We start from the raw sequence: 22,741 nt of genomic DNA on the forward strand, positions 1-22,741 counted from the left end.
ATTTATGCAGAGCGAAAAAGAAACGTACCGCGAAAATTCCATCAGTCTGGGCGGAGCCGTTGCGATGGGGACAGGCGTGATGATCGGCGCTGGAATCTTTGCGTTGACGGGGCAAATCGCGCAGCTCGCCGGCCCGCTTTTCCCGCTTGCATTCATCGCCGGCGCGGTCGTCACAAGCTTCAGCGCCTACAGCTTCATCAGGATGTCGAACAAATGGCCGTCCTCGGGTGGCATCGCCATGATCCTGCAGAAATGCTATGGCCCCGGAGCCATCGCGGGCGGGGCCGCACTGCTGATGGCGCTCAGCATGGTGATCGCGGAAAGCCTCGTCGCCCGGACCTTCGCCACCTATGTCTTGCGCCCTTTCGATATCGAAGGTGGCCCATTGGTCCCCGCTCTGGCCGTGGCCGTAATCGTTTTCGCCTTTCTGGTGAACATGGCCGGAAACCGCTCGGTCGGGCTGTTTTCATTGATTATGGCAGCAATCAAGATCGGTGGCATAGCTCTGTTCGGCATCGCTGCTTTGTGGTCTAGTGGTTTTGCGTTCGCTGCGGCTTCCGAGACGCCTCAATCCTATGGCATCACGGGTTTCATAGCATCCACGGCGCTGGCTATCCTCGCCTTCAAAGGGTTCACGACGATCACCAACAGCGGGGCCGAGATCACCGAACCAAACCGCAACGTTGGCCGAGCGATCATGTTCTCGATCGGGATCTGCGTCGTCGCCTACCTGTTGGTCGCCTTCGGGGTTGGTTCGAGTCTGACGATCGAGGAGATCATCTCAGCGCGTGACTATTCTCTTGCACAAGCGGCGCAGCCCGCCCTTGGACAAACCGGCTTCATATTGACGGTGATCCTGGCCGCTGTCGCAACCGCATCGGGCGTTCTGGCCAGCGTCTTCGCGGTGTCGCGTATGCTGGCGATGCTGACCGACATGGAAATGATCCCGCACAGCCATTTCGGTATGTCCGGCCCTATCCAACGCCACACGCTGGTCTATACCGTTGTCATCGCCGCGACGTTGGCCGTGCTTTTCGATCTTGGCCGGATCGCATCCCTCGGTGCTTTCTTCTACCTTGTCATGGACATGATCATACATTGGGGCGTGTTCCACTATCGTCGAGCAGACGTCGGCGCCTCAGGTATCGTGCTTTTGACTGCCCTGGCGCTCGATGTAGTTGTACTGGCAGCTTTCACCGTGATGAAGCTTCAAAGCGACCCGATGATCGTTCTGTATGCGGCTGTCGGAATGATCGCTGTCTTCGCTTTCGAGCGCGTTTACTTGTCGCGATGGTTGGCACCTCAGGCCGCGCATTCCCACGGTGAATAGCCAGCCATCATTTAGCCCTGAAGGAATGCGATGCCTTGTGCACCGATTGCGATCAATCCGACCGACAGGGCAAACGCAAACAAGGCGAGCAGCATCAAGCCCGCTTTTATTGGCAAGCGACGAACGGTCGGTCCAAGAAATTCCGACTGCCCGAAAGCTGAAACATATAGCGGCAGCGCGCTGATCATTGTCGCATAAAGATAAACTCCGGAGATGTTCTCAAAAAACGCCGAACGCGCAAGGGTTGGGGCAACGACCGACAACGCGGTTGCACGACTGCCCCCGAATGACTCGAACCAGTCGGCAGACAAAACGTAGATCAGTGCGTGGAGGCTTGGAAAGAGAATGGCTCTGAGCAAGATATCCACCAGCACGAAAAACGCCGTATCTCGGCGGGCGACCTTTGGTTTCTGTATCACCGCGAAAAGAAAAAAACTGACATAGTTTATGGCAAAAACTACGGGCAGACCGTTGGTCGTAACTTGCCTCAGAAAGCGGGCCAGCGATGGCCCGCCGGCGGCAAGAGCCGCTGCAAAGCCCGGCGAAAGCAAGATATAAAGGCAGAGGACCGCCAGTAACGCTGCGAGGCTGAATGCCAAGACAATGCTCACAAATTGAACACCGGGCATGTCGACGGAGAAAAACCTCTGCATGTTAGAACGTTGGCACATATACGGCTTGAGATCGAGGATGTTGAACCTGCGTTTGGGAACCAAGCATTCGCTCCAGGTCTTTGGGACGAATGAAATTTAAGTTTCGAAATCTCCTGAACCGCGTTCCATGTCTCGACTGCAGGCCGAGCGACATAACAAATGGTAGGTTACTGCCGGACCTAGTTGCGGAAATGTTGATAGCATTGGAAAGTAGCTTTTCTGCATGTCTTACGCTGGCGGTAATTTTCAGAACGGAATATTCCTATCCGAGTGGGCGGACTCCTTTCAGGGTCTATTGCAATCTGCGCGGAGATCGCGGCCATCGTGCCGCTTCCATGCAAAAGCCCATCATGGCTGCCGACCCAGATGCAAAAGTTTCGTGCGATCTGACTGCACCTATCGTCGGCGTCGACAGCACTCTGGATGAAACTGCATTGGCGGTAGCGATCAGCGACGCGGGCTACAGGTCTGAGAAGCTGGCTGAAGTTCGGTAGCACAAGACGCGTCAGCATCGCTCCGCTGACCGGAGGGGAATATTGGCTCTTTATATGTTTCTGATATGCAACATTTTCTGACGGCAGCGGCCGAATCTCGCCTTTTTCACAAAAAAGCGACAAACCTTCCTGCGCAGGACGGATTGACTGGATTGCTTCGGTATCCGATATCTAGAGCATGAGCTTTCGAGTTTTCATATCATGCTGGTTCAAGACGTTTACGTGCATTGCGTTTGCGTTAGCCTTGGTATTTTCACCACCTTCTGCCGCTCACGCGGCGTCCGGCATGCATGACGGACATCAAGCCAAGTCTATTGTTGTCGTTGGTGCCGCCATGACTCATGACACCGGAAGCGATGCGCATCACGCGCATGAGAAGCTTAGGGTCGCAAGCGACATCGCAGCGTCCGACAAGGATGGCAAAGAGCAACAATCCCAAGAGTGTTGCAACGGTATCTGTATTTCTGTCGTCTTCCTCGAAGACACCAAGATCGAAGCAGAGCCGGTTGGTACAAGTGAATATGTCATTCTCGACGGTCAAACGTATTCGGTGGAAACAGCAGGGTTCCTGCGGCCCCCTCGATTCCTGATCTGAACCGACGCCCAAAACGGGTGTGAGCCTTGCGCAGAGTCTGCGTGAGACAACGTTCACCAATCAGGTTACTTTCATGAAAATTCATCTACTTATGGGGGCTTCGGCCCTCGGGCTTGGCGCATGCGCCTATGAGCCCACCCCGTTGCCGTCCGTCGCGACCCAACAGGCCGTCGTCAACACGGCAGTTTCATCGCCGATCAGCTATCAGGACCCCTTGGCGGGCTACACCTATCGCGGCCCTACAGGTCCCCGCGACTGGCGTTCCGTCAATCAAGAACAGACGGAGGGCAACTGATGCGGGTATCGAAGTTTCCGCTGGTTTTCGGCTTTCCGCTAATCCTGGGTGCCTGTGCTACCGCTGTGCCGGGCATCTACACGGAACCAAAAGCTGGCTTCGCCAATATTTCCAGCCAGGTCACACCAGCCCTCGGCAAACGGACAGCCTTCGCCGAAACCCAGGCCGAAAACGAGGCCTTGAAGAAGCAGGTGCACGCAATGGTGCACCGCAAGACCATTTCGGCGGACACCGCCGTTCAGGTCGCGCTTCTGAACAACAAAGGGTTGCAGGCGTCCTATGCAAACGTCGGCCTGTCTGCCGCAGAGGCCTGGCAGCAATCGATGCCGGAAAACCCAATCGTGTCGATTGGTATACTGGGCATCGGTGCGCCCGAACTGGGTGCCTACAGGGCGATCGAGGGACTGATCCGGTCGAACGTGCTCGATGCCACCACTCGCAAGCAGCGTACGGCCATTGCAGACGCAAACTTCCGGCAGGCTCAACTGAGCGCCGTGAACGACACACTCGCACTGGCCAATCAGACGCGGAAGGCATGGGTCGATGCCGTAGCCGCCTTCGAAGCTGTGAGTTATCTCCGCCGTGCGAAAGCGACGTCTGACGCCGGATCGGAATTAGCGATGAGACTGGGCGAGACCGGCGCGCTTAACACAGCCGGGCAGGCCCGTGAACAGGCATTCAATGCCGAACTCGCCGGACAACTTGCCCAGGCACGCTTGAATGCTACCCGGTCCAAAGAGCAGCTGACCAGGCTCATGGGGCTGTGGGGCACCGAAGTCGACTATTATGTGCCCGATGCTCTTCCTGCGCTGCCGCGTTCCGTCGGCCGTGTGACTGACATCGAAGCGAAAGCATTGCGAAATCGGGTTGATCTGCGCGTTGCCAAACTTGGCCTGGAAGCACAGGCCAAGGCGTTTGGTCTGACTGATCAGACTCGCATTATCAGCGATCTCGAATTCATTGCCGGGTTCGAAGCGGAGCGGGAAATTGAGGACGGAGAAACGGAGACCGTGACCACCCCTCAGGTGGAGGTGGAGTTCGCAATCCCGATCTACGACACCGGGAAGGCACGGATGCGCAAGGCGGAATTGTCGTACCTGCAAGCAGCCAACGTGCTGGCAGAAAGAGCCGTCAACGTCCGGTCCGAAGCGCGTGGTGCTGAAGCCTCCTATCACGCCGCGTATAAGATCGCCCGCCACTATCGCGACGTTCTGGTGCCGCTACGCACGACCGTCGAAGAAGAGGGGCTGCTGTCTTATAACGGCATGATCACCAACACTTTCGAGCTGCTGACAGACGTGCGCGAGAAACTGGGCGCATCACTGGAAGCGGCAAACGCAAAACGCGAATTCTACATGGCACAGGCTGATCTGACCGCTGCGATCTATGGCGGCGGCGAAGGCGGTGGCGGTGCTGGTGGAGAAGGCGCGACACTTGCCGCCGGTGGCGGCGCAGGACACTGAAAGGAACTGACATGCTAAATAGACGTCAATTACTCGGAGCCGGCGCGGCAGGTGCAACGCTGGTCTCTTCGAAAGCCTGGGGTCAAACCCTGAACATGGGCCTGCCCGAAGCTGCCCAAATGGATAGCGCAGCAACGGCGATCACGGCGCGTCCTAGTACCGGGCCGGACTACACACCTGTGGTCACATTGAACGGGTGGACCCTGCCGCACCGGATGAACAACGGGGTGAAAGAATTTCACCTCGTGGCCGAACCGGTAGAACGCGAGCTTGCCGACGGCATGATCGCGCATTTGTGGGGCTACAACGGCCAATCCACCGGCCCGACGATCGAAGCAGTCGAAGGCGACCGGGTGCGCATCTACGTCACCAATAAGCTGCCGGAAGGCACAACGGTGCACTGGCACGGGCTCATTCTTCCTTCAGGCATGGATGGGGTCTCCGGATTGAGCCATCCAAGCATCCCGCCGGGCAAAACCTTCGTCTACGAATTCGACTTGGTGAAGTCCGGAACGTTCATGTACCACCCCCACGGCGATGAAATGACCCAGATGGCGATGGGGATGATGGGCATGTTCGTGGTCCACCCCAAGGATCCCACATTCATGCCGGTGGATCGTGATTTCCTGATCATGCTGAATGCTTTCGACATCGATCCGGGTACCTATGTACCCCGCATCATGACGATGACGGATTTCAACCTTTGGACCTGGAACAGCCGGATCTTCCCCGACATCGATCCGCTGGTCGTGAACAAGGGCGACCGGGTGCGAGTACGGGTTGGGAACCTTACGATGACGAACCACCCGATCCATATGCACGGCTATGACTTCAAGGTCACCTGCACGGATGGCGGCTGGGTGCCGCCTGAAGCACAGTGGCCGGAGGTCAGCATCGACATTCCCGTAGGTGCGATGCGCGCCTACGAATTCGTCGCCGATCATCTGGGAGATTGGGCGATCCATTGCCACAAATCGCACCATACGATGAACGCCATGGGCCATGACGTGCCGACGTTCATCGGGGTGAACAAGAAGCCGCTGACCCAGAAGATCCGTCAATTCCAGCCGGAATACATGCCGATGGGCATGTCCGGCATGGGGGACATGGCAAAAATGGAAATGCCGCTACCCGACAATACCATCCCGATGATGACGGGTTGGGGCCCGTACGGACCCATCGAGATGGGCGGCATGTTTTCGGTCGTGAAGGTGCGGGACGGCATCGACGCGGACGATTACTCCGATCCCGGCTGGTACGAGAACCCTCCGGGCGAGATGGCCTACGAATGGACTGGCGAATTACCCGACTTTGCCTCCAACAACAGCCCCAAAACCATTCTCACACCGAAACCAACCTCGAAGGGCTGAGCGGCCCTTCGTCATCTCCAACCGAACCAACCTACAGGACAATAAAATGAGAAATCTTCTTTTGACGACAAGCTTCGCGATCGCGCTATCAGCACCGGCCTTTGCTGCAGGTACACACGACGGCGGACATGGGGAGACCAAGCCAGCCGCAATGATGGTCGGCATGCCGGGTGACGCCGCCAAGGTTGACCGCACAATCGACGTCACTTTGCTCGAAAACGATGAGGGCCAGATGCTGATCGAGAGTGAGCCGATGGATATCAAGGAGGGCGAAACCATCCGCTTCAACATCACCAACAAGGGTGAGCTGGAGCATGAATTCGTCCTCGACACGGTAGAGCGTAATGCCGAGCACAAGATCGAAATGGCCAAGATGGACATGGAACATGACGATCCGAACCGTATCCGTCTCGATGCGGGCGCCTCGGGCGAAGTTGTCTGGACTTTCGCAAATTCTGGCACATTCGAAGCAGCGTGCCTGATCCCGGGCCACTACGAATCGGGAATGCACCGTGAGGTCGCAGTCGGTGACCAGATGGCTCAGGCTGACGTGGAATACACAAGCGGCACCATCAAGAAAATCGACGCAAAGGCCGGCAAGGTCACAATTATCCACGGCCCTCTCGTCAACCTGGATATGCCGGCAATGACCATGGTGTTCCGCGCCGACGAGGCGATGGTGGCCAAGATGGCGGAAGGTCAGGACATCGAGTTCGTTGCCGACCGGGTCAAGGGTAAACTGACCGTCACGCAGATGAAGTAACTACTAACAATGGGGCCGGGGGTAAACACTCCGGCCCCATCGCCTTGATCGCTTAGCCCAAGCAAGCAAGAAGATCCCATAAAATCAAGCGCTACGGAGGTAGCCGAGCATGAAGAATTTCCTGAGAACCTGCACCATCGCCCTTGCGCTTGTCCTTCCGGCTTTTTCAGTGGGCGCTTCCAGTGGCAAGGGCCAGCAGCCTCACGCGCGAGCCTTCGAAGTGCCTGGCCATGATCCGATCGGGAAACCCGGTGATGGCTCCTCGATCGACAGGACGATTGAAATATCCATACGGGAGACGGAAAGCGGCTACATGCTTTTCGAGCCGGACGCGATCCAGATTGAAAGCGGCTCGGTTGTCCAGTTTTCAATCAGAAATACCGGCGCATTGGATCACGAGTTCTTTCTCGGTTCCTTTGACGAGGTCGCAAAACATCAGCAATGGATGCGCGAACATCCCGATATGCAGCATGACAGCGCCAACTCGGTTTCGATCCCTAGTGGGCAAAATGCCGAGTTGATCTGGGATTTCTCCGATATGACCAACCTGGAGTTCGTATGCTTGATTCCCGGCCACCGGGAAGCGGGCATGTGGGGCGTCATCATCGTGCACGATCACCTTGCGCCGAAGTCCAAGGATTAGACATTTTCAATGTCACTCTTGGATAGGTATCACCTGCTTGTACACGACGTAGCTGCCGCCCTTGGGTACGACTACAGCGATGCCACGCCGGACTGGGTTCATCCGTTCATTCATCTCATACTGGTCTTGGCCCCCGCGCTGCTGATCAGTGTTGGCTCATATCTTGCTATTCGCGGCATTCTGAAGCTTTGGAAGTACCGCAGCACGCCTGCGATCCACCCAGAGCCCATACGAGGGCTCGAAGGAAGTCTTTTCAGCACCGTCTTGCGCTATTCAAGAAGGCAGCAAGCGTTGATGATCGTGGTTAGCCTCATCGCGATGCCTATACTCTATCTGACTTTGGAACTGCCAAAACAGATCGTAAACAACGCTCTGGATTCTGGCCGTTTCCCAGTTGCCGTTTTGGGACGAGACGTCGACCAGGTCGTTTTCCTCATGCTTCTTTGCGGTCTCTACCTTTTGGCTATTATCCTGAATGGGCTAAACAAATATAGCCTTAACGTCTTCAAAGGGTATGTCGCCGAGCGTTTTCTGCGGCGCTTCCGCCTGCTGGTCTATCGGCAATGGCGCAGCGATCCAGACTCCGGAAACCAAAGCGAGATCGTCCCTATTCTCGCACAGGAAGTCGAGCCCATCGGTGGCTTCGCGGCAGATGTCCTTACGCTGCCAATCCTGCAAGGCGGTACGCTTCTGACGATCCTGTTTTTCATGTTCGTTCAGGACCCTGTCTTGGGTGCCGCCGCACTGACGGTACTGCCAATTCAGCTCGTGCTGCTGCCCAAGCTGCAACGGCGGGTCAACGCGCTTTCACGCACCAGGATCAAGGAGGTCCGACAGCTTGGCAGGCAGCTCAGCGATCAATTGCGCGAACGGCAGGTCAATCCGGCCGGGCTGCTGCCAGTAAGCGCAAGTTTTAGAGAGCTTGAGCACGTGCGCAGGAAGATTTTCCGTCTGAAGTTCTTCATCAAGGCCCTCAACAATTTTCTGACCGCGCTGACGCCATTCCTGTTCTACTCTCTGGGTGGATATTTCGTCATCGAAGGGCGGATCACACTCGGCGCGCTGGTGGCCGTCCTGGCAGCGCACAAGGACTTCTCGGCACCGCTGAAGGAACTTTTCCGCTACTATCAGACCTTGGAAGACACCCGAATCCGGTATCACGAAATCACGGCTTTTTTTGCCGGGTCAGGCCACTCGTCCGAAGTGGCCCAGGCTGATGACAGTACGCTGGAAAAGGTCAGCCAATTCGAGCAATCGCCGCTCAGAAAAACGACTTTGCCTTTCGAGGGGCATGGAGACCTCGCTTCACAATGAAGGAGTTTGATAGCATGAAATGGGCAGCAATATTTTTTGCTCTGATCGCCGTTTCTGCGGCAGGATGGTACATCCTGCAGCCGACCCACTCCCAGACGAGTACTCAGACGGACGAAAGAATGGCACTTCCCGCAGGTGCGCTTGCAACTGTCAGGCTGCCCCCAAGTTTCACCGAGCAAGAGCAAATCGGCAAGCGTGCCTATGGTGCGGCCTGCGCGACCTGCCACGGCGTCAATGGGCAGGGTCAGGACGGCGTTGCTCCACCGCTGGTGCACAAGATTTATGAGCCGGGCCACCACGGTGACATGGCGTTTGTCCTCGCAGCACAGAATGGTGTTCGGGCGCACCATTGGAAGTTTGGCAACATGCCAGCTGTCGAGGGCGTAACACGAGCAGAAGTATTGAATATCGTGGCATATATACGGGCTCTTCAAAGGGAAAACGGAATTAACTGAGTGACCTGTCGACCTGAGGCAAAAGCATAACAGCCATCCAGTAGATAATAACTGTCATCAACGGGGAGAGAAACGAATGAAACCTAAATTTATCGCAACGCTAGCATTGGCATTGTCCGGAACAGGTGTTCTCGCCGATGGACATGCAACCGGCGACGCATCGGCCGGAGACAAGGTATTTAACAAGTGCAAGGCCTGCCACTCAATCGTCAGGACGGATGGTGACGTTATCCGAAAGGGTGGCGCGGTTGGGCCAAATCTTTATGGTGTGTACAACCGAACAGCAGGGACCGAAGAAATGTTTGGGAATAAATTTCGGGACTCTATTCGTGAAGCGGGCGAGAATGGCTTGGTCTGGAACGAGAGCGATTTCGTAGCCTATATTGCAGATCCGAAGAAGTTCCTCGCGACTTTTCTGAACGACAGCAAGGCGAAATCTGGCATGTCATTCAAATTGAAGAAAGAAACGGATGCCAAGGCAGTCTGGGCTTATCTCGTTTCGGTTGGACCGGAGGTTGAGGCCGATTAGATTTTTATTCGTTTGCACGGCTCTTTTTATGCTCGGTGCGCCCTTTGTAGCGGCTGAAGATGCCCCTCTGTTTCCAGTCAGACCACTGGTTGCACCGGTTGGGGATCACGCACGTGAACCCTCGCTTTCAACACTGCCCGATGGTCGGATCGTGATGAGTTGGACCGAAGGTAACAACGCCGTTCGGATGGCCCTGTTCGATGGCACCTATTGGACGGAGGCGCGTACAATTCATCAATCTGAGACACTGTTTGTGAACTGGGCCGACTTTCCGTCAGTCGTTGGGCTTAGCGATGGGACGCTTGCAGCGCATTGGTTGGAATTGAATGGGCCGGGCAGCTATCAATACGACGTAAAGATCGCTTTCTCCTTCGATGAGGGTTTGAACTGGACAACGCCAATCATACCCCACGATGACCGATCAAAGCGTGAACATGGTTTCGTGTCGCTAATCCCTGATGATAGCGCTGGTTTGACAGCTCTTTGGCTAGATGGTCGTGCATACGATAATCAAGCCGCAGACGACAGCTATGAGAATGCCATGCAGGTCCGCGCACGTCGCATTGCGCCGGACGGTTCAATGGGACCGGAAAGCCTGCTCGACCCACGCGCTTGTACGTGCTGTCAAACATCGGCCGTCCGCAAGGAAGCAGGTAACATCATAGCGGTTTACAGGGACCGAACAGCCGAAGAAATCCGCGATATTTCGGTTGTCAGGTTGGTCGAAGAAGAATGGACCGACCCCGAAACAATCTACGGCGACGGCTGGGAAATCGCAGGATGCCCTGTCAACGGACCTGCCATCGATGCGTTGGGAACGTACGCGGTAGTCGTGTGGTTCACCGGTGCCAATGGCGAGGCAAAGGCTCGAATTGCGTTTTCCAGGGATGGGGGCGCATCCTTTGAAGACCCGTTGCAACTCGATCTCGGCACACCCGCAGGTCGCGTAGATGTCTTGCAGATGGGTGACGGCAAAGCACTTGCTCTTTGGTTGGAGTATGCGAATGGCGGTGAAGCAATAGTCGTGTGTCAGGTGTCGCCGGAGAGCGGGTGTACTTCGCCACAAGCACTCCACATCAATCGTGGGCGAGAGTCGGTAGGATTTCCAAGGATTACGCGATCAGCAGCTGGCGTTGTCGTTGCGTGGACCGGGTCTGCACAGGGCAACTTGGCGGGGACAACCGTGGTTGGTGTCGAAGTAGCGATACCGTCTCCCGCAAGGTAATCTTCAGGACCAAAGCGACAAGTCGGTTCAAGGCTGTTCCATGGCGGTGAAAGTCAATATTCCGTCCTACTCTTAGAACCCCGCAAACGGATTATTCTAGCCTTGGAGGTTTATCGCTGCGCGAGGATCTCGTAGCCAAACAATCTGGTCACTAGAGCTTCGAAATCGTGAAATCTTTAGATCAAGAGCGCAACAATTGGACCGTCGAGGAATCGCTTCAAGATCGTCGGTAAACCATGGATAAAGATCCCGTCATTATTTACGGGACTGGTGTGATTGTTGTAGGTGCTTCAAGTTGTTGTGCGCCTTACTGTTTTCGAAAACATGCTGCGAAGAGACAGCGAAGGTGGAGTTTGGACTTTGTGACATTTAGCCAGATTGAATGACCGCATTGGCAACTTGAGCTGCAACGCAGCGACAAACCTGCCGCATGCGCGAAGCCGTGCTGCGTCAGCGAAATATGAAAAACGAATGACGGCATTGTCCCGCGATGTGCACCTTTACCAAGCATAAGCGAAGGTCGGCATTAGCCGGAGAAGAAATAACATAAACTTCATTATGCGACTTTATACTTAGCGTTGCGATAGTATATTATTGTATGTATGCTGAACTCCTATCACGGAGGCTCCACAGCATGCGCCATTTACTCAAGAAGCTCCTCCCCTCGGTCGCAGTCGCTTTGACCGTGACAGGTTCTTCGCTGCCAATACCCGCCCGCGCGCAGACATACCCGATCGATTGCGCGATCCTCTTGTGCCTGTCTGGCGGCTGGCCTGCTTCCGTCCCTTGCGCCCGAGCCCGCGCCGAATTTATCCGGCGGATTACACCTTGGCCGGTCGAACCACCGCTGCAAATCTGGCGCTGTCCCATGGGCGCCTCCTACGAGAACGATCGGTTACAAAACAACGCTGGCGGCATCTTTGAAGCCTTGTACCGAACCGACAGCCGTCGACCGCTTCAATCCTTGCCAGTAGATAATCTCGTTCCCACCGACCTCGCCCTGCGGCTCGTTCAGGACCGCGCGGACATCGATATCAGCGGGCCAGAGTTCAATTTCGTGCGGTCCATCCGCGTCTTCGATGTACGGTATGCACGACAGCACGAGTCCGGGCGCGATGGGGATTGTAACCGAAGCGCGACCGTGGTCCTCGGCACCTACGGGACCCAAGGCGATTTCTCATGGCAGCGATCTTCGATAACTGCCCTGCCCGAGGCCCATGTGGGACTTGAACGTTGGGGCGAGCATTGCCCTGGCATTTATCACCGATCCGTCTTCGTCGATTGGCGTGACTATGACGGCAACTACGGGTTCGAGCAGGTGAACTACTGACCTGCCGCTACGTAGATTTGTCATGGAAGACGGCTTCTTTGGCTTGCACGACCGCACCGCATACGCTTCGCGGTCCACATGCTGTTTGGCGTTTAGGCAAACACCGCGGGTTCGCTCTGTTCACCCGTCGTCGCTTCTTCCGATCCTCGTCAGCGCATCGAAGTCGATTTCTTGCTTCTGTTCGTCACTTATATCCGGCCGGGTTTCCGATACCGGCTGGGGCCCTTGGACGTCCCACATCACCGCATGTGAGCCTGTCCTCCAGCGATAAACCCAACCAACAACACTGCACCCATCGGTCCCGATCAGATTGGCGATCGCGACGCCCTCACCCTTATCTTCGTTCACTGTTTACTGGCTTCCTGCACTGCGGCGCTGCGAATTGCGGCGTGGGGTTGCAGAGCGTTCACTACGACCGCGCGCCGGGCTTCTTTGATGTTGGCTAACTGGTCCTCGATGAGGAAATGATCATCAGACCGGGAAAGTGGGTTCCCGTGTTCTCAACAATTCATTGGCTTCAAATCCTGTGGTCGGGCTCCGTGGCGGCTTCAACGATCGCCAGAACCTCGAACGGGTCAAAGCCGATGGCGCGCGCCAAGACGACCAGCTCGACAACGTCGACCCGGCGCTGGCCGCTCTCAAGGCGGGCAATAAGGGACTGGTGGCATCTGAGCCTGTCTGCCAGGTCTTTCTGACCAAGGCCCGCTTTGACACGGGCGTCGACCAACGCCTGACAGAGTGCCACTTGTCCCTTGCTTCTGATTGTCTTTGCCACGCGTCACATACCTTTTGTGACGTCGCTAGCGGATGAAATCTGTTATCTAAAAAGTAGATATATGAGGGTGTTATCGGCGTCTGGTTTCCATGGGCTGCAAGTCTGATGCTCCCGAGGTTGCCCATCAATCCCCTACCAATTGCAGGAACCGGCCATATTCCTCGCTGACTTCGCGCGCTTCCTCGAAGGCGCGGGCCCGTTCACCGTCGAGGCAACGGAAGTAGCTCTGGATATCCTGAATGTAATCTTCGAAGTCGCCGCGGATGATATCCGCATAGTCCCGCGCGGCCTGCGAATCGCTTGGCAGGAAAGGACGGGATGGCGCAAAGCAGGATTCCGCCAAAACCGGCCCAGGAACGCAGATCAGAAGGGCCATAGCTTGCAATGGGAGCAGGCATGTCAACCTTGGGTTTCTCAAACCTGTTATCTCCTTGATCGCGGACACTGGCCGTGACTAGTGTTTGCGTAACCAAACTACAGCCAAACCACGATATTACATCTTGCGGTTGATAATATACTATCGTAACTCTGGGCTTCAAGTAGGAATGCCTGGGGTCGCGCCATTGGAGAAAGCGTGAGCCGGGCCATGAACTGGGACATCGAAGCACCAAATGTGGTTACGGAAGCCAGGTTCCGCGAGCTCGTGGAAAGCGGCTATAGCGCAGAAATCCTGTGCCAGGAGTCGGCACATAAGAAAGGCCCCAGCTATTACGGGGTCTGGATCATGCGCGTTGTCTCTGATGATGGGGTGGAAAAGCTCCTCGTCACCGCCCGCACACGGACGACCTACAACGATATCAAGATCCGCGAGTTCAAGACGATCTCCGGCGTGGTGTCTTTCTTCATTGGCCTTGGCTTTGCGCATGTCGACCTGCCGCTTGAGGCGGGCACAAGCCGCACGCATAAACTCGCCCCGTCAGACAAAGCCTCGTCAGACAAGGCCGCTGACAACTAACCTCGTCTGCCTCTGGCTGGTCGCAGCACCTGCCTCAGCGCAAATGGTCCTGGTCATGGAGAGCGACGGCTCCCTGATCCCGTCCCGCTCCCAAAGCAGCTTTGCTCGAAACTACTATGACGGGATTGGTCAGAGTTCGGCTTCCGATGGGATCGCGATCTTCGGCGAGGTAGAGGCCGAGCAAGAGGGCGTCCAAGTCGCGGCCCTTGCCCGCATGACTCCCCTGCCCCGCGCCGATGTTCTCTCCGGGATTCAGACCACGGCCTTGCGCTATGCCGGCCATCCTGGCCTGCGTCGCGCGGGGCTTTCCGTGACGGATTGGCTGGCTCTCTATCGGGCCAATATCGAGGTTGAGAGCGCCTACCGGCAGGATGCGATTTCAAGTGCAGGTGCCATTGGCCTTGGTCAATTGATGCCAGCGACGGCGCGTGATCTGGGCGTCGACCCGCGTGATCCGCTGCAGAACCTCGACGGCTCCGCCCGCTACCTCGCGATAATGCTGGAGACGTTCGGCGATCCGCACCTGGCGCTGGCTGCCTACAACGCCGGACCCGATGCGGTCCGCCAGTATGGCGGCGTTCCCCCCTACCGAGAAACCCAGAACCACGTGGCCCGCGTCATGGCCGTCGCGGCCCGATTGGAAGGATCAAATTCATGAAACAGATTTCAAACCTCTTTGTCGCCTCGCTGGCGCTATTCCTGCTGATTGCCGAACCCGCCCTCGCCCAGAGCATTGATCTCTCCCCGATCCAGAGCCTGTTACAGGGCATCGTGGATGCGCTGACCGGCCCACTTGGCGTTGTCATCGCGACGCTTGCCGTTCTCGGCGTTTTCTTGAGCTGGTTCTTCAACATCATCGACCTGCGCCAAGCGCTTTGGGTCCTCGTGGGCATCGCCGGTGTCGCGGCTGCCCCCACCATCGTTGCCGCGGTCTTTGCCGGTGGCTGAGCGCTCGCCTCTCTTTCTCGGCCTCGTGCGCCCGCCGAAGCTTCTGGGCCTGCCCATCATGTACGCGATGGTCTGGCTCTTTGGCTCGGTGCTCTTGTTCGTCTGGGTCCAGCACATCGCGGTGCTGGGCGTGGCCACCCTTCTCTATCCGGTGCTGTGGAAGGCCGCCGATTGGGACCCGCGTTTCATCGACGTGATGATGACGGCCCTGCAGGAGACACCGCCCACGCGCAACAGGTCCATCCATGGCGGGGACAGCTATGCCCCGTGATGACGCCCGTGATGCTGCGCTCGATGCCCGCACGATGACGCCGGACTGGTATGCGCGCGAGACCCGCCTCGCGCATATGCTGCCCTATGTGAGCCTCGTCGACGACCAGACCGTGCGGACCCGGGTGAACGAACTCTTCCGCTGCATCCGGCTCGAGGGGATCAACAGCTACACGACGGACGATGCCTATCTCGACAAGGTGACGGCGCTCTTTGCCCGCATCGTCGCGCAGCTCGGGCCGGAATTCAGCTATTACGTCCACAAGGTCTCCAAGGCCATCAAACCTGATCTCGACCCGATCCGTGAGGACAGCTTCGCAGGCGAGGTTGACCGGCGCTGGCGCGCGAAACTCGAGACCAGCGGGCTCCGCGACAAAACACTGACGCTCACCGTCATTCACCGCCCGCCCCCGAAAAGCCTCCTGCCGTTCCTCAGCCGCAGCGCGCCGGACCGACTGAAGGAGGAGACCCGCAAACGCCTGCAGCGCCTCGGTGAGGCCGTGAACGTCTTCCTGTCCGGCCTCGCAGAGCTCAAGCCGCGCATGCTCTCAGCCGGATCGGGAGAGTTGGTGGGATTCTTGGGCGCGCTGAACACGGGCACCGAGCTGCCGCTCTACCCGGCCAACACCTACGGCTTTTTGTCCTTCAACGTCGCCAATACCCGCGTAACGTTTCACGGAGACCATTTCGAGCTTTCCGAAGGCGTCGTGGGCCATCGCTACGGCAAGAGTTTCACCATCGGGGAATATGCTGAGGCCACCTCCTGCACCATGTTCGACATGCTCAACCTGCCAGTCGACATGATCGTCACGCACTCCTTCACCCCGATCAATTCGAACCTCATGGCGGGCCGGATCAAGCGGCAAAAGCGCCAAATGCAGGCCTCACAGGATGCGGCCCTCTCACTGATGGAAGCGCTCGACATCGCCGCCGATGATCTCGAAGCCAAGCGCCAGAGCTTTGGCGAGCACCACATGGTCGTGACGATCTTTTGCGACACGCTGGACGACCTGCAGACCCTGAGCGCCGAGATCGTCAACGCCGCGGCCACCGAGGGCGTGAAGATGATCGGCGAGCGGGTCGCCGCCAAGGCGCACTACCTCAGCCAGCACCCCGGCAACCAGCCCAAGCGTGTCCGCGCGAGCGCCGTCACCAATCGCAACTTCGCGGATTTCGCGGCGTTCCACCGGACACAGCTCGGCAAACCTGCAGCACTTACCCCCTGGGGCCGGGTCGTCACATATTTGCCCACGCCGGAGCAGAGCGCCTACCGGTTTTCTTATCACGAGCAAGGCTCGCCCGACAAAGAACCGACCAGCGGGCATACCCTGATCATGGGGCGGCCCGGGTCGGGCAAATCGGTGCTGTCGGCCTTCCTGATGACGCAAGCCCGTCGCGCAGGGGCGCGGATCTTCGTCTTCGACTACCGTCTCGGTATGGAGATGGCGGTCCGCGCCAATGGCGGGCGCTACGCCTCCCTGAACGCAGGCCAGCCCACGGGTCTCAATCCGCTCTGGACCGAAACCGATGCGCGGGGGACCGCCTGGCTCTCGGACTGGCTTGCCACGCTTCTCTACCGCGCCGACAAGCCCCTGACGCCGGCACAGACCAATCGCATCCAGGAAGTCGTGCGCCAGAACGCGCAGGCCACCAATCCGGCCCTGCGGAACTGGCGGGATTTCGCATCGCTTTTTGTGTCCACCGATGATGGCGGCGATCTGCACCAGCGCCTGCTCGAATGGTCTGAGGACGGCCGCTATGGCTGGATCTTCGGCCAGAGCCTCGAGGACACGTTCTCGCTCAAGGGCGATGTCGTGGGCTTCGATCTGACCGGCATTCTCGACAGCGAGGCCGACAAGGAACGGATGGCGGTCCTGTCCTATCTTTTCCGCCGGGTCGAGCGCGAGATCGAGGACCGCCGCCCCACCATCATCGTGATCGACGAGGCCTGGAAGGCGCTCGACAACGCATATTTCGCCGAGCGGCTGTCGAACTGGCTGGTGACCGCGCGCAAGCAGAACACGGTTGCCGTGATGATGACGCAATACGCAAGCCAGCTAGAGCGCACCCGGACCGGCAAGACCATCGTCGAAGCCGTTCCGACGCAGATCCTGCTGCCCAATATCCGCGCGCAGCCTGCGGATTACGCCATGCTGAACCTCACGGATAAGGAACTCGACGTCCTTCTCAACACCGGCAGCAATAGCCGCTTGGCGCTGATCCGCGACGATCAGGGCTCGATAGTCGTCGATGCCGATCTCAGTGCTCTCGGGCCCAATCTCACCATCCTCGGCGGCATGGAGAAAGGCGAGGCGCTCGTCGGCGCCGATTACCGCGACCGCCCGGACTTCTGGAGGCTTTCATGATCCGTATTCTTATCGCTTTGGCTGCGCTTGGCGCGCTGGCCTCCTGCACCCAGTACCGGGAGCCGCAGGCGAACTGCTTCACATTCCTTGCGTCCACGGCACCCGTCGCGCCTGATTGCACCTTTACGCCCCTTGGCACCCCGGATCGCGACATTGAAGTCTAGCCTGCCTTATATCCTGGCCCTCTGCCTGCTGCCTGGCGCCGCCTTATCCCAAGGTGTGCCGACCAATGACAGTGGGCTGACCGCGCGTGACATCGTCGAGACTGGCGATCGCGAGGCTGACTTGGCCGTTCAGGCGGACAAGCTTGCCGTGCGCGAACTCATCGCAGAGGTCGAGCGCGAACAGCTGGAAACCCTCCGACGCATCCTCGATGCCCAGACCAGCTTCGGCGGTCAGGGCTTGCCGGCTATGGTCTCGGGGCTGGAAAGCGGCAGCGGGGATCCGGCCCGGTCAGTCGAGGCGGTCTATGGCAATGCCGACATCGACCCCAATCCCGGCGGTGCGCAGATGTTCGGGGATGCGGCGGAAAACATCGAGCAGCTCATCATCCGCGTGGCTCAGGAGACCAGCGGCTTTGCGGGTGTTGGCCGCGCAGGGCTCTCCCCCGTCCAATGGCGCGCACTCCTACAGGCGCTCATCTGGCAGGAAAGCCGGTTCACGATTGGCGCCCGCTCACCCGTCGGCGCCTATGGTCTCACCCAGATCATGCCGGGCACCGCCAGCGATCTCGGCATTAACCCGGAATACTATGACAGCCCTTACCTGCAGGTGCATGGCGGTGCACGCTATCTCGCGACACAGCTCAACACCTTCGACGGCAATATCATCAATGCGCTCGCGGCCTATAACGCCGGACCCGGCCGGGTTTTCGAGTATGGCGGCGTGCCACCCTTCCGCGAGACCCAGCACTACGTCCAGGTGATCCCCGAACGCTATAACCTCTATTTGACCCGTATCGGCGGGATCGAAGCGCTTGGCACGATCGACCCCGCGCTTCTGGCCAATGCCAACCTCTCGCTCACTGGGCACGGCGCGGCCTTCTATGGCAACAACTCCCCCGCCGCGATCCGACAGGCCGCCCTGCGCATTGCGGGTATCGTCGAACGGATTTCGACGACCGAAGACGTTCAGGAGAGCATCGCGCTCAACACCTATGCTCGCGCCGAACTCGTGCGCCTCGTCGCCGCCCGCATTCGGCTGCAAGCGGCGCGCACACGCGTTCTCTCCGCCGAAGAACTGGCGCAGGCCAGCGCCCGTATGGCCGAGGGCGCGTTCATGGAATTCACGATCAGGGAGATTGATTGATGGGACATTTGCTCATGAAGACGGCCTTGGCCACGACGCTGGGGATTGGCCTGCATCTTGGCACCATGTCCCCTGCCCTTGCACAAGGTGTACCGGTCGTCGACACCCAGAACATCGCGCAAAACATCCAGCAGCTGCGGCAGATGATCGAAGACGAGATCCTGCAAAACGAGCAGCTGACGCAGCTCCGCGAACAGCTCGGCCTTCTCACGGATCAACTCGCGGAGCTGCAAAGAACCTATGAAGCGCTCACCCGACTTGCCGAGCTTCCAGAAATCATCCGCACCGAGATGCAAGACGAGTTGAACGGTCTGCTCGACCAGGAGTTCGGGGACATCCTCGCCACGATTGAGGCGATCAAGACTGGGGATTTCTCCGGCCTGTCCGGTTCTGGCGCAGGCGAGATCGAAACCCAGATGGATCGGGTGCTGGCCGATCTCGGCTTCGATGAAGACACGCTCTCGGAAATGGCCACGAGCGGCACTCCCGGGGCCAACCGCGTGGCGACGCAGGCCACCACCGGTGCCCTTGTCTCGGCGGCGGCCCAGAACAGCTATGAGGATGCCGGCCAATCGCTCGAGCGGGTCGACCGCCTTGTCGGACTCATCGACGACATGGACGAACTAAAGGAAAGCATCGATCTCAACACGCGCGTGACCGCGGAGCTCGCCATTGCGCTGGTCGCTATGTGGCAACTTGAAGCCATCCAGACCGTGGGCGATGGCACCGGCGGCGTGATCGATGCCGCCACCATCGCCGAAGAACAGCGCTTCATGGATTTCACCCTGCCGGACCTGCGGGCCGAGTAATCGCGGGGGCATGAATGGTGGCGACTGAACAAGAAATCATCGAGGAAGAACTGGTCTACGGTGCCCTGCGCCGCGAACGGCTCTGGCAACGCCTTGGCCTGATGGGCCTTGTCTTCGGTATCATCGGCTGTCTGAGCGCAGCAGCAGTATCGATCCTCGATGTCGACCCGCCCCCCGTCGTTGTCCCCTATGATCCCGCCACCGGCTTTGCACTCCCCGAAGCCTCGGTGGGCGCCTCCTCGGTGACCGCCAACCAGGCGATCATCGAGGCGGAGGTGTTCCGCTATGTGACCGACCGGGAGGTCTACAACCAGCTCGACAACGATCTGCGCATCCGCAGCGTCCTGCGCCGCTCGGACGGAGCTGCCGAGAGCGGGCTGCGCCAGATCTGGAACAGCGCCAACGAGAATTACCCGCCGACGGTCTATGGCCCCAATGCTCGGCTCGACGTGGAAATCCTCAGCATCAACCGGATCGGATCCAACCGAGCCACCGTGCGCCTGCGCAAGCGGCTGACCTCCATCAACGGCACCCAGACCGGGCTCTTCACTGCCACGCTTCTCTTCGAGTTCCGCCCCGAAACCCGTCGCTCCATCGATGAGGTCTGGACCAATCCATTCGGCTTCACCGTGCTCGAGTATTCCATCCGCTCCGACAGATTGGAGAATTAATGCGCTTCTGGAATTCACTTCAAATTATCTTGTCGTCAATGTGCCGAGAGCGCGCAGCGCGGCAGGGTATCGGTGACACTACTTATTCCGGAAACGCATGTTTGTTGCTCGTACGAACTGCAGTTGTTGTCCTTTTCGTTTTGCTGCCAGTCGTTGCCTTCGCCGAAGCCATCCCGCGTGGCGGGCCCAACGACAGCCGCGTGCGCTTGGCCACCTACCAGGAAGGCCAGGTCTATCGCCTCAACGTCTCGCTCACCCACGTGACCACCATCGAATTTGGCGAGGGCGAAAGCATCCGCTCGATCATCGCCGGCGACACGGAAGGCTTCGAGATCGACGGCGTTCCGGGCGGGCAGGCCTTCGCGATCAAGCCAGTCGCGCGCGGTGTCCATACCAATGTGACCGTCTATACCAACCGGCGCAGCTACTACTTCAACGTCCAGGAGACCCGCAGCCCGACCTTCTACGTGGTCCAGTTCCGCTACCCCGAAGACAATGCGCGGCCCACCCGTGCCATCGCGGCCCAGGCCCCGAACTATAATTACGGGGCCAGCGCGCGCACCGAATTCACCCCTTCCCGCGTCTGGGATGATGGGACCTTCACGTATTTTGAATTTGCGCGGAACGCGCCGGTGCCCGCGATCTTTCGTTACGCGAATGGCCGCGAGCGGACGGTCAACACGCAAGCAACCGAGGACGGCGTGATCCGGGTCTCCGGGGTGAACAGGCAATGGGCGCTGCGGATCGAAGACGAGGTGGTCTGTATCGAGGCCACACCGCCTGCGGGGGTGGGATCATGAGCGACACCGGAAACGCGGAACTCGAAAAGCGTCTTGCCGCCCTTGAGCAAGGCAAGGGCGCAGGTTCGCCCCCTGTCCCACGGCGCTCGCCGCTGCTCGCTTTGGTCGTCGTCCTCGTGATCGGCGCCGGTGGTGCCCTGCTTTATCTCCTCTCACAGCCCGACGAAGAGGAAGCCTTGCCGACGGCCACCCCGGACGTCTTCCAAAACGAGGGCGACGGCTTCGGCGCCATCGAAACCCTCCCCCCACCCGAACCCGAAGTCGTTCTGGTCGCACCAGACCCCGTGGAGCCCAATGCAGAACTTCTGGCCCAGCTCGCCGCCCTTCAAGCCCAGATCGAGGAATTGCGCAACGCGCCCGAACCGGTGGTCGAGGAAGATACCGCCGCCGCCGAAGCCATCGATGCGCTGACCGCGCAGATCGCGGCCCTGCAAGCCGCCTCGGAAACCGCGCAACAGCAGTTTCGCGATGAACTCACGGCACGCGATCGCGAGTTGGAGCAACTCCGCATGGACCTCGAACTTGCGCAACTCGAAGCCAATCGCCCTACCCCCGCGCCTTTAGGCCCATCTGAAGACGAGTTGCGGGCGCGGGAAGAAGAACGGCTGCGCCGCGAGGAAGAAGCACGACGGCTCGCGGAACTTGAACGCCGCGCTGCTGAGGAGCGCGCGTTTCAGGAGCGCCGCATCACCTCGCCCACCATCGCCTTTGGCGGCACCTCAGGCGCAAATGAAACTGCTTTGACCGAACGGACTTTTGGGGAAGTGACGGATTTTGTGCTGAATGGTGCGCTGCCCACGTCGGTGACGCAAGCTGAGGTCATCGCCAACCCCTCCAACACGATCATCCAGGGCACGATGATCCAGGCCGTCATGGAAACCGCCCTCGACAGCTCACTGCCCGGCCAGACCCGTGCCGTGGTGTCCGAGGATGTCTACAGCGTCGATGGCGCGCGCCTATTGATCCCCCGCGGATCCCGTCTCGTCGGGCGCTACCGCGCTGGCGTCGATATCGCGCAGCGCCGCGTCACGATCGCCTGGGACCGGATCATCCTGCCCGACAACCAGACCGTCCAGATCAGCTCCTTCGGGGGCGATGAACTGGGCCGTTCTGGCGTCACCGGTTTCGTGGACACACGCTTCGCCGAGCGTTTCGGGTCGGCCGCCTTGATCTCGCTGATTTCCGCGGCACCAAGTGCCGCCGCCTCCGAGGTCCAGGATGAGACTGCCGCCGACGTTCTCGAAGACGTTGGCGATGATCTGACAGATGCCACGGACAGCGTCATAGGCGATTACCTCTCCATCGGCCCCGTCATCTATGTCGACCAGGGCGCCCGCGTCACGGTCATGGTCGACCGCGATCTGGAGATATTCTGAGCCC

General features: G+C 58.7%; 27 protein-coding genes. 24 read left to right on the forward strand and 3 right to left on the reverse strand.

The window, feature by feature from the left end:
* Positions 1–4: 4 nt before the first annotated feature.
* Positions 5–1,330 carry an APC family permease gene (locus ARCT_RS0101975; RefSeq protein WP_027238587.1) on the forward strand — a complete coding sequence of 442 codons (1,326 nt, stop codon included), beginning with the start codon at positions 5–7 and terminating at the stop codon, positions 1,328–1,330.
* A gap of 11 nt (positions 1,331–1,341) precedes the next feature.
* On the opposite strand, the gene ARCT_RS0101980 is transcribed toward ARCT_RS0101975, so the two are convergent.
* Entirely contained in the window at positions 1,342–2,046 is a 705-nt protein-coding gene (locus ARCT_RS0101980; RefSeq protein ID WP_237455014.1) for a hypothetical protein, read from the reverse strand.
* A gap of 128 nt (positions 2,047–2,174) precedes the next feature.
* Here ARCT_RS0101980 and ARCT_RS28305 point away from each other — a divergent pair, with 128 nt between their 5' ends.
* The 12 genes from ARCT_RS28305 (at position 2,175) to ARCT_RS0102045 (ending at position 12,459) form a co-directional block, all read left to right on the forward strand.
* A complete protein-coding gene (locus tag ARCT_RS28305; RefSeq protein ID WP_123618724.1) occupies positions 2,175–2,477 on the forward strand; it encodes a hypothetical protein in 303 nt (100 codons plus the stop codon).
* 286 nt (positions 2,478–2,763) lie between these two features.
* The gene (locus tag ARCT_RS0101990; RefSeq protein WP_232367722.1) at positions 2,764–3,072 is read left to right on the forward strand and encodes a hypothetical protein; all 309 of its coding nucleotides are present in this window, start codon (positions 2,764–2,766) and stop codon (positions 3,070–3,072) included.
* A 73-nt stretch (positions 3,073–3,145) separates the two neighbouring features.
* On the forward strand, positions 3,146–3,367 hold the full coding sequence (locus ARCT_RS0101995) for a putative periplasmic lipoprotein (RefSeq protein WP_226892491.1): 222 nt from the start codon (positions 3,146–3,148) through the stop codon (positions 3,365–3,367).
* Positions 3,367–4,830 carry a TolC family protein gene (locus tag ARCT_RS0102000; RefSeq protein WP_027238592.1) on the forward strand — a complete coding sequence of 488 codons (1,464 nt, stop codon included), beginning with the start codon at positions 3,367–3,369 and terminating at the stop codon, positions 4,828–4,830. The genes ARCT_RS0101995 and ARCT_RS0102000 overlap by 1 nt, the downstream gene beginning before the upstream one ends.
* A gap of 11 nt (positions 4,831–4,841) precedes the next feature.
* Entirely contained in the window at positions 4,842–6,200 is a 1,359-nt protein-coding gene (locus ARCT_RS0102005) for a multicopper oxidase family protein (RefSeq protein ID WP_027238593.1), read from the forward strand.
* A gap of 46 nt (positions 6,201–6,246) precedes the next feature.
* On the forward strand, positions 6,247–6,963 hold the full coding sequence (locus ARCT_RS0102010) for a copper-binding protein (RefSeq protein WP_027238594.1): 717 nt from the start codon (positions 6,247–6,249) through the stop codon (positions 6,961–6,963).
* A gap of 109 nt (positions 6,964–7,072) precedes the next feature.
* Positions 7,073–7,606 (forward strand): cupredoxin domain-containing protein, encoded by a 534-nt coding sequence (locus ARCT_RS0102015; RefSeq protein ID WP_027238595.1) that lies wholly within the window; start codon positions 7,073–7,075, stop codon positions 7,604–7,606.
* Between the two features lie 9 nt (positions 7,607–7,615).
* Positions 7,616–8,920, forward strand: coding sequence for an ABC transporter transmembrane domain-containing protein (locus ARCT_RS0102020; protein WP_027238596.1), 1,305 nt, complete (start codon positions 7,616–7,618; stop codon positions 8,918–8,920).
* A complete protein-coding gene (locus ARCT_RS0102025; RefSeq protein ID WP_036783961.1) occupies positions 8,917–9,375 on the forward strand; it encodes a c-type cytochrome in 459 nt (152 codons plus the stop codon). Before ARCT_RS0102020 ends, ARCT_RS0102025 begins: the two co-directional genes overlap by 4 nt.
* 76 nt (positions 9,376–9,451) lie before the next feature.
* The gene (locus ARCT_RS0102030; protein ID WP_027238598.1) at positions 9,452–9,904 is read left to right on the forward strand and encodes a c-type cytochrome; all 453 of its coding nucleotides are present in this window, start codon (positions 9,452–9,454) and stop codon (positions 9,902–9,904) included.
* A 154-nt stretch (positions 9,905–10,058) separates the two neighbouring features.
* Positions 10,059–11,129 (forward strand): sialidase family protein, encoded by a 1,071-nt coding sequence (locus ARCT_RS0102035; RefSeq protein WP_096708181.1) that lies wholly within the window; start codon positions 10,059–10,061, stop codon positions 11,127–11,129.
* A 634-nt stretch (positions 11,130–11,763) separates the two neighbouring features.
* A complete protein-coding gene (locus ARCT_RS0102045) occupies positions 11,764–12,459 on the forward strand; it encodes a hypothetical protein (RefSeq protein ID WP_173674657.1) in 696 nt (231 codons plus the stop codon).
* A gap of 517 nt (positions 12,460–12,976) precedes the next feature.
* Here the strand turns inward: ARCT_RS0102045 and ARCT_RS0102055 are convergent.
* The gene (locus tag ARCT_RS0102055; protein ID WP_017470289.1) at positions 12,977–13,234 is read right to left on the reverse strand and encodes a helix-turn-helix domain-containing protein; all 258 of its coding nucleotides are present in this window, start codon (positions 13,232–13,234) and stop codon (positions 12,977–12,979) included.
* A gap of 124 nt (positions 13,235–13,358) precedes the next feature.
* The gene (locus tag ARCT_RS0102060) at positions 13,359–13,610 is read right to left on the reverse strand and encodes a hypothetical protein (RefSeq protein ID WP_008327366.1); all 252 of its coding nucleotides are present in this window, start codon (positions 13,608–13,610) and stop codon (positions 13,359–13,361) included.
* Between the two features lie 210 nt (positions 13,611–13,820).
* Here ARCT_RS0102060 and ARCT_RS0102065 point away from each other — a divergent pair, with 210 nt between their 5' ends.
* From ARCT_RS0102065 to ARCT_RS0102115, 11 genes are all read left to right on the forward strand, one after another.
* Positions 13,821–14,189: a hypothetical protein gene (locus tag ARCT_RS0102065; protein WP_027238602.1), complete on the forward strand. Its 369-nt coding sequence runs from the start codon at positions 13,821–13,823 to the stop codon at positions 14,187–14,189.
* Positions 14,190–14,232: 43 nt separating this feature from the next.
* Positions 14,233–14,847, forward strand: coding sequence for a lytic transglycosylase domain-containing protein (locus ARCT_RS0102070; RefSeq protein WP_027238603.1), 615 nt, complete (start codon positions 14,233–14,235; stop codon positions 14,845–14,847).
* The gene (locus ARCT_RS0102075) at positions 14,844–15,137 is read left to right on the forward strand and encodes a TrbC/VirB2 family protein (RefSeq protein WP_009503803.1); all 294 of its coding nucleotides are present in this window, start codon (positions 14,844–14,846) and stop codon (positions 15,135–15,137) included. The genes ARCT_RS0102070 and ARCT_RS0102075 overlap by 4 nt, the downstream gene beginning before the upstream one ends.
* Complete coding sequence (locus ARCT_RS0102080) at positions 15,130–15,408, forward strand: type IV secretion system protein VirB3 (RefSeq protein WP_027238604.1); 279 nt, start codon at positions 15,130–15,132, stop codon at positions 15,406–15,408. Before ARCT_RS0102075 ends, ARCT_RS0102080 begins: the two co-directional genes overlap by 8 nt.
* On the forward strand, positions 15,398–17,773 hold the full coding sequence (locus tag ARCT_RS0102085; protein ID WP_027238605.1) for a VirB4 family type IV secretion/conjugal transfer ATPase: 2,376 nt from the start codon (positions 15,398–15,400) through the stop codon (positions 17,771–17,773). Before ARCT_RS0102080 ends, ARCT_RS0102085 begins: the two co-directional genes overlap by 11 nt.
* Positions 17,770–17,937 carry a hypothetical protein gene (locus ARCT_RS28310; RefSeq protein ID WP_169731200.1) on the forward strand — a complete coding sequence of 56 codons (168 nt, stop codon included), beginning with the start codon at positions 17,770–17,772 and terminating at the stop codon, positions 17,935–17,937. The genes ARCT_RS0102085 and ARCT_RS28310 overlap by 4 nt, the downstream gene beginning before the upstream one ends.
* 55 nt (positions 17,938–17,992) lie before the next feature.
* The gene (locus ARCT_RS0102095; RefSeq protein WP_027238606.1) at positions 17,993–19,081 is read left to right on the forward strand and encodes a lytic transglycosylase domain-containing protein; all 1,089 of its coding nucleotides are present in this window, start codon (positions 17,993–17,995) and stop codon (positions 19,079–19,081) included.
* A complete protein-coding gene (locus ARCT_RS0102100; RefSeq protein WP_027238607.1) occupies positions 19,081–19,890 on the forward strand; it encodes a type IV secretion system protein in 810 nt (269 codons plus the stop codon). The genes ARCT_RS0102095 and ARCT_RS0102100 overlap by 1 nt, the downstream gene beginning before the upstream one ends.
* 14 nt (positions 19,891–19,904) lie before the next feature.
* Complete coding sequence (locus ARCT_RS0102105; RefSeq protein WP_036783978.1) at positions 19,905–20,561, forward strand: virB8 family protein; 657 nt, start codon at positions 19,905–19,907, stop codon at positions 20,559–20,561.
* Positions 20,562–20,701: 140 nt separating this feature from the next.
* Positions 20,702–21,361, forward strand: a complete 660-nt coding sequence (locus ARCT_RS0102110) for a TrbG/VirB9 family P-type conjugative transfer protein (RefSeq protein ID WP_379575202.1) — start codon at positions 20,702–20,704, stop codon at positions 21,359–21,361.
* A complete protein-coding gene (locus tag ARCT_RS0102115) occupies positions 21,358–22,737 on the forward strand; it encodes a TrbI/VirB10 family protein (RefSeq protein ID WP_027238610.1) in 1,380 nt (459 codons plus the stop codon). The genes ARCT_RS0102110 and ARCT_RS0102115 overlap by 4 nt, the downstream gene beginning before the upstream one ends.
* Positions 22,738–22,741: the final 4 nt, after the last annotated feature.

The organism is Pseudophaeobacter arcticus DSM 23566, from assembly GCF_000473205.1.
Classification (GTDB): domain Bacteria; phylum Pseudomonadota; class Alphaproteobacteria; order Rhodobacterales; family Rhodobacteraceae; genus Pseudophaeobacter; species Pseudophaeobacter arcticus.

Bases quoted from the DNA above. Each gene is read 5' to 3' on its own strand.
- ARCT_RS0101975 (WP_027238587.1), top strand. From the start codon at position 5: ATGCAGAGCGAAAAAGAAACGTACCGCGAAAATTCCATCAGTCTGGGC.
- ARCT_RS28305 (WP_123618724.1), top strand. From the start codon at position 2,175: ATGTTGATAGCATTGGAAAGTAGCTTTTCTGCATGTCTTACGCTGGCG.
- ARCT_RS0101990 (WP_232367722.1), top strand. From the start codon at position 2,764: ATGCATGACGGACATCAAGCCAAGTCTATTGTTGTCGTTGGTGCCGCC.
- ARCT_RS0101995 (WP_226892491.1), top strand. From the start codon at position 3,146: ATGAAAATTCATCTACTTATGGGGGCTTCGGCCCTCGGGCTTGGCGCA.
- ARCT_RS0102000 (WP_027238592.1), top strand. From the start codon at position 3,367: ATGCGGGTATCGAAGTTTCCGCTGGTTTTCGGCTTTCCGCTAATCCTG.
- ARCT_RS0102005 (WP_027238593.1), top strand. From the start codon at position 4,842: ATGCTAAATAGACGTCAATTACTCGGAGCCGGCGCGGCAGGTGCAACG.
- ARCT_RS0102010 (WP_027238594.1), top strand. From the start codon at position 6,247: ATGAGAAATCTTCTTTTGACGACAAGCTTCGCGATCGCGCTATCAGCA.
- ARCT_RS0102015 (WP_027238595.1), top strand. From the start codon at position 7,073: ATGAAGAATTTCCTGAGAACCTGCACCATCGCCCTTGCGCTTGTCCTT.
- ARCT_RS0102020 (WP_027238596.1), top strand. From the start codon at position 7,616: ATGTCACTCTTGGATAGGTATCACCTGCTTGTACACGACGTAGCTGCC.
- ARCT_RS0102025 (WP_036783961.1), top strand. From the start codon at position 8,917: ATGAAGGAGTTTGATAGCATGAAATGGGCAGCAATATTTTTTGCTCTG.
- ARCT_RS0102030 (WP_027238598.1), top strand. From the start codon at position 9,452: ATGAAACCTAAATTTATCGCAACGCTAGCATTGGCATTGTCCGGAACA.
- ARCT_RS0102035 (WP_096708181.1), top strand. From the start codon at position 10,059: ATGAGTTGGACCGAAGGTAACAACGCCGTTCGGATGGCCCTGTTCGAT.
- ARCT_RS0102045 (WP_173674657.1), top strand. From the start codon at position 11,764: ATGCGCCATTTACTCAAGAAGCTCCTCCCCTCGGTCGCAGTCGCTTTG.
- ARCT_RS0102060 (WP_008327366.1), bottom strand. From the start codon at position 13,610: ATGGCCCTTCTGATCTGCGTTCCTGGGCCGGTTTTGGCGGAATCCTGC.
- ARCT_RS0102065 (WP_027238602.1), top strand. From the start codon at position 13,821: ATGAACTGGGACATCGAAGCACCAAATGTGGTTACGGAAGCCAGGTTC.
- ARCT_RS0102070 (WP_027238603.1), top strand. From the start codon at position 14,233: ATGGTCCTGGTCATGGAGAGCGACGGCTCCCTGATCCCGTCCCGCTCC.
- ARCT_RS0102075 (WP_009503803.1), top strand. From the start codon at position 14,844: ATGAAACAGATTTCAAACCTCTTTGTCGCCTCGCTGGCGCTATTCCTG.
- ARCT_RS0102085 (WP_027238605.1), top strand. From the start codon at position 15,398: ATGCCCCGTGATGACGCCCGTGATGCTGCGCTCGATGCCCGCACGATG.
- ARCT_RS28310 (WP_169731200.1), top strand. From the start codon at position 17,770: ATGATCCGTATTCTTATCGCTTTGGCTGCGCTTGGCGCGCTGGCCTCC.
- ARCT_RS0102100 (WP_027238607.1), top strand. From the start codon at position 19,081: ATGGGACATTTGCTCATGAAGACGGCCTTGGCCACGACGCTGGGGATT.
- ARCT_RS0102105 (WP_036783978.1), top strand. From the start codon at position 19,905: ATGGTGGCGACTGAACAAGAAATCATCGAGGAAGAACTGGTCTACGGT.
- ARCT_RS0102115 (WP_027238610.1), top strand. From the start codon at position 21,358: ATGAGCGACACCGGAAACGCGGAACTCGAAAAGCGTCTTGCCGCCCTT.